Annotated in this window: 9 protein-coding genes; 3 read left to right on the top strand and 6 right to left on the bottom strand. The window is 73.2% G+C overall.

The window, feature by feature from the left end:
• Positions 1-111: 111 nt before the first annotated feature.
• Together ABT093_RS25105 and ABT093_RS25100 are read left to right on the top strand one after the other, a co-directional pair.
• Positions 112-1,623: a purine-cytosine permease family protein gene (locus ABT093_RS25105; protein WP_350568289.1), complete on the top strand. Its 1,512-nt coding sequence runs from the start codon at positions 112-114 to the stop codon at positions 1,621-1,623.
• A gap of 259 nt (positions 1,624-1,882) precedes the next feature.
• Complete coding sequence (locus tag ABT093_RS25100; RefSeq protein ID WP_350568286.1) at positions 1,883-3,328, top strand: glucose/sorbosone family PQQ-dependent dehydrogenase; 1,446 nt, start codon at positions 1,883-1,885, stop codon at positions 3,326-3,328.
• Positions 3,329-3,422: 94 nt separating this feature from the next.
• Here the strand turns inward: ABT093_RS25100 and ABT093_RS25095 are convergent, their stop codons facing one another.
• Positions 3,423-4,688: an MFS transporter gene (locus ABT093_RS25095; RefSeq protein WP_350568283.1), complete on the bottom strand. Its 1,266-nt coding sequence runs from the start codon at positions 4,686-4,688 to the stop codon at positions 3,423-3,425.
• Between the two features lie 50 nt (positions 4,689-4,738).
• The gene (locus ABT093_RS25090) at positions 4,739-5,425 is read right to left on the bottom strand and encodes an ArsR/SmtB family transcription factor (protein WP_350568281.1); all 687 of its coding nucleotides are present in this window, start codon (positions 5,423-5,425) and stop codon (positions 4,739-4,741) included.
• 84 nt (positions 5,426-5,509) lie between these two features.
• On the opposite strand from ABT093_RS25090, the gene ABT093_RS25085 reads away from it, so the two are divergent.
• On the top strand, positions 5,510-6,859 hold the full coding sequence (locus ABT093_RS25085) for an MFS transporter (protein ID WP_350568279.1): 1,350 nt from the start codon (positions 5,510-5,512) through the stop codon (positions 6,857-6,859).
• Positions 6,860-7,095: 236 nt separating this feature from the next.
• Here the strand turns inward: ABT093_RS25085 and ABT093_RS25080 are convergent, their stop codons facing one another.
• From ABT093_RS25080 to ABT093_RS25065, 4 genes are read right to left on the bottom strand one after another with little or no spacing between them, the layout of a single operon-like run.
• The gene (locus ABT093_RS25080) at positions 7,096-8,412 is read right to left on the bottom strand and encodes an MFS transporter (protein ID WP_350568276.1); all 1,317 of its coding nucleotides are present in this window, start codon (positions 8,410-8,412) and stop codon (positions 7,096-7,098) included.
• Positions 8,405-9,604, bottom strand: coding sequence for a cytochrome P450 family protein (locus ABT093_RS25075; RefSeq protein ID WP_350568274.1), 1,200 nt, complete (start codon positions 9,602-9,604; stop codon positions 8,405-8,407). The genes ABT093_RS25080 and ABT093_RS25075 overlap by 8 nt, the downstream gene beginning before the upstream one ends.
• A gap of 47 nt (positions 9,605-9,651) precedes the next feature.
• Positions 9,652-10,323 (bottom strand): DUF5825 family protein, encoded by a 672-nt coding sequence (locus ABT093_RS25070; RefSeq protein WP_350568271.1) that lies wholly within the window; start codon positions 10,321-10,323, stop codon positions 9,652-9,654.
• Positions 10,304-12,220, bottom strand: coding sequence for a RiPP maturation radical SAM C-methyltransferase (locus ABT093_RS25065; RefSeq protein ID WP_350568270.1), 1,917 nt, complete (start codon positions 12,218-12,220; stop codon positions 10,304-10,306). Before ABT093_RS25065 ends, ABT093_RS25070 begins: the two co-directional genes overlap by 20 nt.
• Between the last annotated feature and the right edge of the window lie 6 nt (positions 12,221-12,226).

Below are 12,226 nucleotides of genomic sequence, written 5' to 3'. Positions count from 1 at the left end.
TCACATCGTGAGCAAGTAGGATGACTCGACCGGAGCGCTACGCGCGAAGAGTTCCCTATAGATCCTTTTTGTCCGATCTATCGCCCGCTTGACCTGCACGGAGCCACCCTCATGGACAACCCGTCCACCGCCGACACCGACAGCGCGATAGAGACCCGCGGGATCGAGCCCGTCCCGGACCACGAGCGCCGGGGCAGAGTCCGTGAGCTCTTCCCGACCTGGGTCGCGGCGAACATCAGCGTCCTGCTGCTCACCATGGGTGCGGCCCTGGTGGTGTTCAACCGGCTGAGCTTCTGGCAGGTCCTGATCGTCGCCGCGTGCGCCGCGCTCGTCTCCTTCGGCATGGTCGGCCTGGTGTCGGTCTCCGGGAAGTGGGGCGGGGCCCCGGGGGCCACGCTCTCCCGGGCCACCTTCGGCGTGCGCGGCAACCTCTTCCCCGGCGCGGTGCTCTGGGTGGCCCGGTTCGGCTGGGAGACGATCAACGCCGTCACCGGCGCCTACGCCGTGCTGACCGTGCTCGACCTGGTCTTCGGCGTCAAGAGCAACACCGCGCTGATCGTGATCACGCTCTTCCTCTTCGTCGGCTGCACCTTCCTGGTCTCCGGGATGGGCCGCAAGGCGCTGAACGTCTGCAACACCTGGTCGACGTACCTCTTCGGTGTCTTCAGCGTCCTGGTGCTGGGCTACCTGATCGCGACCATCCACTGGAGCGAGGTCTTCGCGAAGCCCGCCGGCACCACCGCGATGATGATCGCCGGCATCGGGACCATCGCGGCCGGCGGCATCAGCTGGGTCCCCACCGGTCCGGACTTCGCCCGCTACCTGCCGCACGCCGCCTCCGGCCGGAGCATCGTCGGCGTGACGGTCTCCGGCGCCGGCCTGGTGGTGGTGCCCATGGTGCTGATGGGCGCCGTGATGGCGGTGGCCTCGCCCGGCCTGGCCGATGCCGCCGACCCGGTCTCCTTCCTCGGCGACCTGCTGCCGACCTGGCTGGCCGTGCCCTACCTGCTGACCGCCGTCGTGGGCATGCTGCTGATCAACAGCCTCTCCATGTACTCGGCCGGCTTCACCGCCCAGACCATGGGCGTGAAGCTGCCGCGCGCCCTCGCCGTCAGCATCAACGCCGTGATCTCGCTGGTCGGCGGCCTGCTGCTGATGCTGGTCGCCAAGAGCTTCCTGGGCTCCTTCATCACCTTCCTGACCCTGCTCGCGGTCTCCTTCTCGGCCTGGATCGGCGTCTACGCGGTGGACATGTTCCGGCGCCGGTCGCGTGCGGTGCGGTACGACGCGGCCGCGCTGATGGACACCGGCCGGAGCAGCCGCTACTGGTACGCGGGCGGCTTCTGCTGGCAGGCCATGGTGTCCTGGGTGCTCGCGCTGCTGACCGGGCTCGCCTTCACCAGGTGCGACTGGTTCGCCGGCCCGCTCTCCGACACCCCCGTCGGCCGCTACGGGCTCGCCTGGGCGGCGACGATCGTGATCTCCGCCGTGATCATGGCCGTGCTTCCCGCGCCCCGGGAGAACACCTCCGCCACCGCCGAGCAGAACGCCGAGCAGAACGCCGGGCAGAACGCCGGGCAGTCCGGCCTCCCGGCGGAGCACACCGAGCGGGTCACCGTCTGACGGAGCCGGACGCCGCTGGAGGCGGCCACCGGGCCGCCGTCGGCCGACCCGATCCGCACGAGGTGGCCGGGCCGGTCGGCTGCGGCGACCCGGGGCACGACGGAGAGCACCTCGGTCGGCCACGCCTCCGGTTCAGTGAGGGATGCGGACGCGAGAATGGCGACCTACGGTGATGGCGGGACGCCGGACGGTGATCGAGCCGCCGGATCCGGTCATTCGGAAACCATGACACCCGTCGTCACGGCGGGTGGGAGGTGCCATGAGAAGGCTCCCGGTCGCGCTGGCCCTGATCCCCGCCGCCGTGCTGGTCACGTCGGGCTCCGGCGGCGGGGGAGAGGCGTTCGGCGGCAGGACCGTCGCGCAGCGGAGTCCGCAGACCCGGGTGAGGGTGGTGACGGAGGGGTTGGGCGACCCGTTCGAGCTCGCCTACGCCCCCGACGGACAGCTGTGGGTCAGCGAGAAGTCCGGGCTCAAGGTCACCCGGGTCGACCCGCGGAGCGGTGCCAGGGCCACCGCCCTCGACCTCACGGGGAAGGCCTTCCACAGTCAGGGCGGGCAGGACGGCGTACTGGGATTCACGCTGCACCCCGACTTCGGCAAGGGCAAGCACAGCGACTACCTCTACCTCGCCTACACCTACAAGAACGGCGGCGCCTCGGCGACGAAGATCGTCCGCTATACGGCGAAGGACGGTGTGCTCTCCGACGAGCGGCCCGTCCTGACGGGGCTGCCGGGGCACAACGATCACCAGTCGGCCCGGCTCCGGTACGGGCCGGACGGCAAGCTCTACTACTCGATCGGCGACCAGGGCCACAACTACCTGGCCAACTACTGCCGGCCGAACCTCGCGCAGGAGCTGCCGACCGCCGAGCAGATCGCCGCGTCGGACTGGTCGCTCTACCAGGGCAAGGTCCTGCGCATCGACCCGGACGGCTCCGTCCCCGAGGACAACCCCGAGCTGAACGGTGTCCGCAGCCACATCTACGCCTACGGCATGCGCAACCCGGACGGCATGGACTTCGGCGGCACCACGCTCTACACGGCCGAGAACGGACCGCTCACCGACGACGAGTTCAACCGCATCGAGGAGGGCGGCAACTACGGCTGGCCGAACGTCGCGGGGTGGAAGGACGACCGGGCGTACGTCTACTCCAACTGGTCGCAGGCCGTCGGCGGCTGCCAGAACATCCCCTTCGACGCCGACCCGGGCTCGCCGCCGGCCCAGGTGCCGACGACGAAGGAGAGCGACTTCACCAGGGAGACGGTCTCCCCGCTCAGCACGTTCGGGACGACCGTCGACAGCGGGCACGACTTCGGTCCGACACCGGTCTGCCCCGATGCGGCGTCCGCCTACATGTGCTGGCCGACCATCGCCCCCGGCGGGCTCAAGGTGTACGGGGACGACGTGCTCGTCGCCTCGATGAAGAACGGCACCGTCTTCAAGCTCTCCAGGGACGGCAAGCACTACCGGGAGCTCTACCGGACGGTCAACCGCTACCGCGACATCACCCTCAGCCCGGACGGCAAGACGCTGTACATCGCCACCGACAGCGAGGGCCGGCACATGGTCCGCGGCGAGGGCGGCACCCCGACCACCCACCTGACGAATCCGGGTGCGATCCTCGCCGTCCCCTACGGCCAGGACCAGGGCCAGACCGGGAGCCCGACCCAGGATCAGACGCAGAACCAGACCCGGAACCAGTGACGTTCCGGCACGGAGGCAGGACCGGCGCCCGGTCTCGCCGCCCGGCAGGACGCGGACGCCGTCCTGCCGGGCTTCCGCGCGAGGTCCGGGGGATTCACCGGCGGTAGGCGGTGGCCGCGACGGCGGGCAGCAGGGCGAGGGCGAGGGCGCCGCCGGTGAGGGCGAGGGCGGGGTAACTGGTCGCGGCGACCACGAGGCCGGAGGCCATGCCGCCGGTGGCGCCGGCGATCGCGATCGAGACGTCGACCAGCCCCTGGGTCCTGGCGCGGGTGGCGAGCGGCACGGTGTCGGTGATGATCGCGGTGCCGGAGACGAGGCCGAAGTTCCAGCCCAGCCCCAGCAGGGCCAGGGCGAGCGCGAGCAGCGCGACGGAGCCGCCGGGCGCGGCGGCCGCGAGGAGGCCGGCCGCCAGCAGGGTGATCCCGGAGGCGGCGGCGACCGTCATCCGGCCGTAGCGGTCGACCAGCCAGCCGGTCAGCGGGGAGGGCAGGTACATGGCGCCGATGTGGACGGCGATGACGGCTCCGGAGGCGGCGGTGCCGTGGCCGTGGTCGTGCATGTGGACCGGCGTCATGGTCATGATCGCCACCATGACGAGCTGGGTGAGGACCATGACCAGCGCGCCGAGGAGCACGCCGCCGCGGCCCTCGCCGGTGCCGGCGGCACCGGAGCCGGCCGGGTGGGCCGCGGCGCCGGCCTGCTCGGCCCGGGCGACGGTGCGGGCCAGCAGCAGTGGGTCGGGGCGCAGCCGGAGGGTGAGCACGAGCGCGGCCAGCGCGTAGGCGGCGCCGGCGAGGATGAAGGGGCCGGCGAGGTTCGGGATGCCGAGTCGCTCGGCGAGGTGGCCGGTGGGCGCGGCGAGGTTCGGTCCGGCCACGCCGCCGAGGGTGGTCGCGACCAGGACGGTGGAGACGGCGCGGGCGCGGTGGCCGGGCGCGGCGAGGTCGGCTCCGGCGTAGCGGGCCTGGAGGTTGGTGGCCGTCCCCGCGCCGTAGACGAACAGGGCGAGGAACAGCAGGACGGGGTTGTCCAGAACGGCGGCGACGATGACGCCGGCCGAGCCGACGGCGCCGGTGAGGTAGCCGGCGGCGAGCCCGGGGCGGCGGCCGCGGGCCTGCGAGATGCGGCCGACCGCGACGGCGGCGAGCGCGGATCCGCCGGTGAACACGGCGCTGGGCAGTCCGGCGAGACCGGTGGAGCCGAGCATGTCCTGGGCCAGGAGGGCGCCGACGGTGACGCCCGCCGCGAGCCCCGCGCCGCTGAGGACCTGGGAGGCGACCAGGACGCGCAGGATCCGGGGCTGGGCGTCGGCGGGGTCGGGTACGGAGGCCCTCGTGCGGGTGGGCGCGGTGCTGGTCATGGTCTCTCTCGGAGCGGTGGTGAGCGGTGGGGGAGCGGTGGGGAGGGCTCCTACGCCTGGTCGGAGGCGTCGACGGGCAGCTCCGAGAGCCGCCACTCGAGCATGCCGTCGTCGAGCCGGATCGCGCGGCGGCCGAGGTCGGTCAGCAGCCGTACGGCGTCGTAGGCCAGGACGCAGTACTCGCCGCGGCAGTAGACGACGATCTCCGGGCCCTCGGGCAGCTCGCCGATCCGGTCGGCGAGCTCCTCGACCGGGATGGAGAGCGCGCCGGGGATGTGCCCGGCCCGGTACTCCTCGGCCGGCCGCACGTCGAGCAGGACGACGTCCCCGGCGGCGATGCGCAGCCGCAGTTCCTCACGGCTGACCTCGGCGGCGGCGTCCTCGCCGAGGTAGGCGTCCCGCGCGGCGGGCACGGCGGCCTGGTGGGCCTCGGCGACCTTGCGCAGCAGTGCGAACAGCTGGGCGACGTCGTCCCCGGCCAGCCGGTAGTGGATGCGCACGCCCTCGCGGCGGGTCGCGACGAAGCCGGCCTGCTTGAGCGTCTGCAGATGCGCGGACGCGGTGGTCAGGTTCAGCCCGGCCGCCTTCGCCAGCGCGTCGACGGTGCGCTCGCCCTGGGCCAGCAGATCCAGCAGCTCCAGACGCTTTCCGCTGGCCAGCGCCTTTCCGCTGGCCGCGAACGCGTCGTACAGCCGCGCCTTCGTCGCGCTCTTCGCGTTTCCCGTGTTCTCCGGCAAGGCATCCTCCATAAATCCATGGATTATCGTAGGGGAGTCTGGTGGAGGTGACCAGCACCCCGCTCCCGGATCCTGGAGGACGCCGTGGGCCTCGCGCCCGTGACCACCCCGCCCGCCGCCACCCCGCCCGCCATCACCGCGAGCGACGCCGCCGCGAGTGACGCCGCCGGGCGGACCGTGCGGCTCGGCCTGCGGGAGAACCGGCTGCAGTTCACCCTGCTGGTCATCGTCAACGTCTGCGTCGGCGGGCTGGTCGGCCTGGAACGCACCACCGTCCCGCTGATCGGCTCCGAGACGTTCGGCCTGACCAGCGCTCCGGCCGTCTTCTCCTTCATCATCGCCTTCGGCCTGACCAAGGCGTTGACCAACCTCGCGGCCGGGGCGCTCACCGCCCGCTTCCGCCGCAAGCGGCTGCTGGTAACCGGCTGGCTGATCGGCGTCCCCGTCCCCTTCGCGCTCGCCTGGGCGCCGTCCTGGGGCTGGATCGTCGCGGCCAACGTCCTGCTCGGCCTCAACCAGGGCCTGACCTGGTCGATGACGGTCACCATGAAGATCGACCTCGTCGGCCCCGCCCGCCGGGGGCTCGCCACCGGCCTGAACGAGGCCGCCGGCTACACCGCCGTCGGCACCACCGCGCTGATCACCGGCTACCTCGCCACCGGCTACGGCCTGCGCCCCGTCCCCGAGCTCATCGGCGTCGTCTTCGTCGTCGCCGGCCTCGCCCTGGCCCTGGTCGTCCGCGACACCGCCGCCCATGTCGCGCTGGAACTGGCCCACCACACCGAGCCCCTGCCGTCCGGTGAGGACACCGGTCTGAAGGCCACCTTCACCCGCACCTCCTGGCGGAACCGCTCGCTGCGCGGTGCGAGCCAGGCCGGCCTGGTCAACAACCTCAACGACGGCCTGACCTGGGGAGTCTTCCCGCTGCTCTTCACCGACCACGGACTCGGCCTGGCCGCCGTCGGCCTCATCAAGGGCCTCTACCCCATCCTGTGGGGCCTCGGGCAGATTCCCACCGGCCACCTCGCCGACCGCGTCGGCCGCAAACCGCTCATCGTCCACGGCATGCTCGTCCAGGCCGCCGGCCTCCTCCTCGCCCTCGCCCTGCTCGACCGCCCGCTGCTCGCGGGCATCCTCTCCGCCGTCCTCCTCGGCCTGGGGACGGCCATGGTCTACCCGGCGCTGATCGCCTCCGTCTCCGACCACGCGCACCCGGCCTGGCGGGCCAATGCCCTGGGGACGTACCGGTTCTGGCGCGACATCGGCTACGCCGCCGGAGCCCTGGTCGCGGGTGTCCTCGCCGACGCCCTCGGCCTGAACGCCACCGTCATCGCCGCGGCCGGCCTCACCGCCGTCTCCGGCCTCCTCGCCGCCCGCTGGATCACCGAGCACCGGCCCGAGGGGCAGGGCCGCCGGTTGCCCCGCGCGGGCTGAAGCGTTGCGCCGTCCCGGTGCACCGGCCGTCACCCGTGCTTGTCACCGGTGGCCCGGCGGGAATTGCCCTGCCGTAGCCCCCGACCGGCTACTCGATATCACCGATGGGAGACGACGACCAGTGCGGCGCGGAGCGCGAGGTGGTCACGGCCGGCTACTGGCGGGTCACCCTCACCTGTGCGAGCTGACCGACTCCCGGTGCCCCGGCCCGGCGGCGCGGCCCACCGCCGCCGGGCTCACAGCTCGCGGATCTCGCGCCTGGTCAGCGCGTAGCCGAAGGCGCCCAGCAGGCAGAGGCCGGTGGCCGCGAACACGCCCTGGCTGCCGAACGCGTCCACGGCCGCGCCGGCCACGATCACCGAGACCGGGAAGACCCCCAGCCCGCAGAAGGTGACGGCCGCCATGACCCGGGCCAGCAGCGCGGGCGGGGTGCTCTTCTGCACGCCGGTGACGACGAGCACGTTGGTCACCGTGCTGGCGCCGCCGGCCAGGCACAGCAGCAGGACGGCGCCGACGAGACCGGTGAACGGCACCAGGCCGATCGCCGCGCCCATCACCAGGCCGGAGCGCATCGCCGTGCGGCCCCGCGAGCGGACCCCGGTGAGGCCGGCCGCGAAGAGGCCGCCGACCAGCGCGCCGCCGGTGAACGCGGCCAGCAGCAGGCCCAGCCCGACGGCGCCGGCGGCGAAGCCGTCGGTGGCCAGGGCCGGCAGGGCGACCCGGGTGGCGCCGCCCACCGTCAGGTTCGCGATCACCGTCACCGTCAGCACCGCGCGCAGCAGCGGCGACTCCCGCAGGAGGACACGGAAGTTCCGGGGCACGGAGGCGCGTTCGGAGATCGGGCGCGGCGGTGCGACGAGGCTGCGGCGGCCGATCAGCAGCAGGGTCGCCGCCGACACGGCGAAGGTCGCCGCGTCCAGGCCCAGGGCGGCGGCCGGGTCGAGCCAGGCGACCAGCGGGCCGGCCGCCGCCGGGCCGAGCAGACCGGCGGCGAAGGTGACCGTGCTGTTCAGCGCGTTGCCCGCGTGCAGCTCCTCGGCGGGCAGCAGGGTCGGCGTGATCGCCCAGGCGGCCGGCAGGAACACCCCCGCCCCGAGGCCGACCAGCAGCGCGAGCCCGCCGATCAGCCAGTACGCCGCCGCCCCGCCGGCCGCGACCGCGCACAGCCCGGCAGTGGCGAGCAGCCGGCCGAGGTCGGCGGCCATCATCACCCGCCAGGCGCCGAACCGGTCGGCGAGCACCCCGCCGAGCGGCGTCGCGGCCAGCCGTCCCGCGCCGTAGGCGGCGACCACCAGGCTCAACTGGCGGGCGCCTCCGCCGAGCGAGTAGACCAGCAGCGGCAGGGCGACCACCTGGAAGGCGTTGCCGAACTCCGAGGTGCCCTGCCCGATCACCAGCAGCCGGTAGCCGCGCGAGCGCAGCGGCGCCAGGCCGATCCGGGGGCGGAACCGCGACAGCCCCGCCGCACGGCCCGTCCCCGCCGGGCCCGCCTCCGCCCCGCCTGCCTCCGCCTTGCCCGTCCCCGCGTCGCGGGCCCCCGTGCTGCTAGCCATCGAGCGAGACCGGCAGCGATTCGAGGCCGCGCAGCATGACCGTGTTGCGCCAGGGCAGGGTCTCCTCCTCGGCGGCCAGCTCGATCCGGGTGAAGCGCTCCAGCAGGCCGGTCAGCGCGACCTCGCTCTCCAGCTTGCCGAGGAAGGAGCCGAGGCACCGGTGCAGGCCCTGCCCGAAGGCCAGGTGGCCCGGATCGCCCCGGTCCAGGATCAGCCGGTCGGGATCGGTGAAGCGGGCCGGGTCCCGGTTGGCGGCGCCGAGCGAGAGCAGCACCAGCTCGTCCGCCGGGATCTCCACGTCGTCGACCATCACGTCGGCGTTGGTGAAGCGCAGCGTGGCCATGCTCACCGGGGACTCGTAGCGCAGGAACTCGTCGATCGCGACCGGCATCGCCGCCGGGTTGGCGCGCAGCCAGGCGAGCTGGTCGGGGTGGTGGAGCAGCGCCAGGGTGGCGGTGCCGAGCAGGTTGACGGTGGTCTCGTGGCCGCCGATGAGCAGCAGGAAGACCATCGAGAAGACCTCCTGCTCGGTGAGTTCACCGGCGTCGCTGGCCCGCACCAGGTCGGTGAGGATGTCCGCGCGCGGCGAAGACCTCCGTTCGGCCATCAACTCCCGCAGGTAGTCGTTGAGTTCGGCGGTGGCCTGGTGGAACGACAGCTCGCCGCCCTGGGTGAGGATCGCCGTCGACCAGGTGCGGAAGGCCCGCATGTCCTCCGGGGGGAAGCCCAGCAGCTCGCAGATGACCATGATCGGCAGCGGGAAGGCGAAGTCGGTCACCAGGTCGGCGCTCTCCCGTCCGACCAGCCCCTCCAGCAGGCCGCCGGTGATGCGCTCGACCATCGGCCGCATCAGGTCGACCCGCCGGCGGGTGAAGACGCCCTGGATCAGCCGGCGCAGCCGGGTGTGGTCCGGCGGGTCGCTGTTGAGCATGTGGACGACTTCCGAGCCGAGCGTCAGACCGGAGCCCCGCCCGCTCGCGATGGCCTGGCTGCGGCGGACGTCCTGGCCGAACCGCGGGTCCATCAGCGCGGCCCGGACGTCCTCGTAGCGCGTCACCAGGTAGACCGGCAGGCCCTCGCCGAACTCCATGACGGAGACCGCGCCGGCCTCGCGGATCCGGGCCAGCGTGGGGTAGGGGTCGCGGATGAACGCGGACATCCGCGCGGCGGCGTCGTCGACCGCGGTGCTCATGGATCTCTCCTCGGATTCGGAACTCTCTCGACCACGCGGCCGCACGGCTACACCGTCAGCGACGGGAACGGCCAGCGGCGCACCCGCATCGGCAGGAACCACGCGCGGCCGGCCTGTTCGGCGATCAGACCGGCCGCCGCGAAGTCCCGGTGGACGGCGTCCGGCAGCAGGCTGGCCTCGACGCCCTCGGCCAGCGCGTCCAGCTGGGCCAGATGGCCCGGCTCGTCGACGGTGAACAGCTCCAGCGTCCCGAACCGGCGGTCGCGCACCTCGACGAAGCCGGGGCCGCGCCGGTAGACGCACTTGCTCGGGAAGTACGTGGCGCGCCAGTCGGCGAGGACCTCCGGCGCGGCGCCCGTCAAGTCCTCGGGCGGGTAGAGGTGGTGGAAGCGGCGCCGCGCCGCGCAGCCGTCCGCGCAGACGGCCTGCCAGAGCACGGCCAGCCCCTGTCCGGTGGCCTCGCGCAGCAGCATCAGCGCCCGGGCCGAGGCCGCCGGCGCGTCCGCGCAGAGCCGCACCGGCTCGGTCAGCCGCAGGCAGCGGACCCCGGCCCGGTGCAGCTCGGTCACCTCCGTCCGGGCCGGGCCGGGCAGGGCGCGGCGGCCGAGCGCGAAGCCCGGCAGCTCCCGGGCGGCGGGGTCGTAGTCGAGCCAGAGCTCGGCCTCGGGGGCGGCCGCGTGCCAGGCGGCGTCGGTCCGTTCAGCCGACCGTGACGGCATCGGGCACCTCCTCGGTGCGGGGACGGGCGGCGGCGGGGCCGTGCCGGTGCTGCATCCGCATCAGCACCTGGTTGTCGGACTCGACGGCGACCTGCAGGAAACTGTCCCCGTCGTGGAACAGCAGACCGAGCGCGGTGAAGCGCTCCAGCACCGGCTCGACGGCCGCCGCGCCGCCGGGGAGTCTGGCGGCCAGCGCGGCGGTCGAGCGGGGCTGGGCCAGCAGCCGGAAGGCGGCGAGCTCCACCGGATCGGTCAGCTCCACCACCCGCCAGTCGTACCCGGGCCGGGTGTTGACGAGCACGATCCGCCCGTCCGCGTCCCGGTAGCTGAGCCGGCTGTCGGGGAACCGCTCCAGCCAGGTCTCCACCGCGGCGCTCAGCCGCTCCGCGAGCCCGCCGCCGATCCCGCGCGGCGGCGCGGTGAACACATAGGCCAGCTCGGCCAGTTCGCTCTCCGGGAGGCGGTAGGTCGCGCGGTACTGGTAGGCCGGGCGGGTGATCGCGAAGCCCAGATCGGGCCGGTCGAAGTACGGGCTGAACCGCTCGATGGCGATCCGGCCCGCCCCGGTCGGCGGGTCCAGGTGGTGCAGCACCGGCAGCTGGCGGATCACCGACTCGTAGTCCTCCGGCTGCTCGCCGGGGAAGCCGTAGAGGTAGTTCCAGGTCACCGAGACCCCGGCGCTCTGCGCGTCCCGCAGCGCGCGTACGTTCTGGCAGCCCGTGACCCCCTTGTCCATGATCCGCAGGACCCGGGTGCTGAGGTTCTCGATGCCGGGCTGCACCTGGGCCGCGCCCGAGTCGCCGAGCAGCTGGAACTGGTGGCGGCGCAGGTTGGCCTTGATCTCGAAGTGCAGCCGCAGATCGACCGGGAGTTCGGCCAGCGACTTCAGGACGGTGTCGAAGTACCCCATGTCCAGGATGTTGTCGACCACGTAGACGTCCAGCAGCTGGTGGCGTTCGGCGAGCGCGAGCACCTCGGCGAGGAAGTCCGCCGGCGGCTTGGAACGGAACTCCATCGAGGAGCCGTTGAGCCCGCAGAAGGTGCAGTGGTGCTTCTCGCCCCACCAGCAGCCCCGGGAGCCCTCCACCACCAGCTTGGGATCGACCCAGCCGGCCGCGACGGAGGCGTCGAGCCGCTCGAAGAAACCGTCGAAGCGGGGCGCCAGGATCGCCGCGGGCGGCAGCGGACGTCGCGACATCTCGTTGGCCGTCGACTTCCCGGAGGCGTCGCGCCAGCACAGCCCGGGGACGGCGGAGAGGTCGCCGCCCTCCAGCAGCGCCGGGAAGGCGGCCTCGCCCTCGCCCCGCACCACGTAGTCCAGGAAGGGGAAGTTGCGGTGCAGCGCGGCGCCCTGCGGGCCGTCGCAGTTCGCGCCGCCGAACACCGTGCGCACCTGCGGGCAGCGCCGCTTGAGCAGCCTCGCGGCGGCCAGGCTCGCGGTGTTCTGCTGGAAGGTGGTGGTGAAGCCGACCAGGTCCGGCGGGTCGGCGGCGAGTTCGTCGACCAGCCGGGCGATGAACGCGGGGGCGATCGCGCGGGTGGCCCGGGTCAGCGCGATCTCCTGCTCGCTCGCGCCGTTGGCGGCCAGGTACTCGACGTAGTCCGCGAACCCGGCGCCGTCGTCACCGCTGCCGTCGTCACCGCTGTCGCCGTCGCCGTACAGCGCGCCGGCGAACGCCCAGTCGCCCGCGCCCTGGAAGTAGGACTTCTCGGAGAAGTACTGGTAGTCGTCCACGCCGAAGCCCGCGGTCTCGGCCGCCCAGTCCGCGAAGTCCAGGTTGGCGTACCGCACGTCGACCTGGTGGCCGGCCCGCGCGGCCGCGGTGTGCAGGATCCCGAGCGCCAGCGACGGCACGTCGATCGCGCCCCAGGGCATGTGCAGCAGGACGATACGCATGATGGC

Source organism: Kitasatospora sp. NPDC002551, assembly GCF_040296005.1.
Classification (GTDB): Bacteria; Actinomycetota; Actinomycetes; order Streptomycetales; family Streptomycetaceae; genus Kitasatospora.
This window is presented reverse-complemented; position numbering and strand designations above follow the sequence as displayed.

Coding starts and splice junctions, on each gene's coding strand:
- ABT093_RS25105 (WP_350568289.1), top strand. CDS start 112: ATGGACAACCCGTCCACCGCCGACACCGACAGCGCGATAGAGACCCGC.
- ABT093_RS25100 (WP_350568286.1), top strand. CDS start 1,883: ATGAGAAGGCTCCCGGTCGCGCTGGCCCTGATCCCCGCCGCCGTGCTG.
- ABT093_RS25095 (WP_350568283.1), bottom strand. CDS start 4,688: ATGACCAGCACCGCGCCCACCCGCACGAGGGCCTCCGTACCCGACCCC.
- ABT093_RS25080 (WP_350568276.1), bottom strand. CDS start 8,412: ATGGCTAGCAGCACGGGGGCCCGCGACGCGGGGACGGGCAAGGCGGAG.
- ABT093_RS25075 (WP_350568274.1), bottom strand. CDS start 9,604: ATGAGCACCGCGGTCGACGACGCCGCCGCGCGGATGTCCGCGTTCATC.
- ABT093_RS25070 (WP_350568271.1), bottom strand. CDS start 10,323: ATGCCGTCACGGTCGGCTGAACGGACCGACGCCGCCTGGCACGCGGCC.
- ABT093_RS25065 (WP_350568270.1), bottom strand. CDS start 12,220: ATGCGTATCGTCCTGCTGCACATGCCCTGGGGCGCGATCGACGTGCCG.